Source organism: Streptomyces sp. P9(2023) (assembly GCF_032436795.1).
Classification (GTDB): Bacteria; Actinomycetota; Actinomycetes; order Streptomycetales; family Streptomycetaceae; genus Streptomyces.
In genome coordinates this window covers 1-272 of the sequence record NZ_JAUPWM010000468.1, presented here as the reverse complement: position 1 = coordinate 272, position 272 = coordinate 1, and the positions used below count along the sequence as shown (strand labels likewise).

Sequence of the window (272 nt, the reverse complement as noted above, 5' to 3'; positions counted from 1 at the left end):
GCCGTAGCCGGGGTGGATGGCGTCGACGTCGGCGATTTCGGCGGCGCTGATGATGCGGTCGGCGCGGAGATAGCTGTCGGCGCTGCGGGGGCCGCCGATGCAGATGGCTTCGTCGGCGAGCTGCACGTGGAGGGATTGGACGTCGGCCTCGGAATAGACGGCGAGGGTCTTGATGCCCAGCTCGCGGCAGGCCCGGATGACGCGCAGCGCGATTTCACCGCGGTTGGCGATGAGGATCTTTTGAATCATTTTGGTAGAAAATTAAGCCGGAC

The 272-nt window shown here is 64.3% G+C and carries 1 protein-coding gene; it reads right to left on the bottom strand.

All coding sequences use genetic code 11. From position 1 onward, the window contains the following. Window positions 1-249 (bottom strand): biotin carboxylase N-terminal domain-containing protein (locus Q5762_RS38405; protein WP_315896949.1); only part of this gene is annotated, 249 nt, incomplete at its 3' end. Between the last annotated feature and the right edge of the window lie 23 nt (window positions 250-272).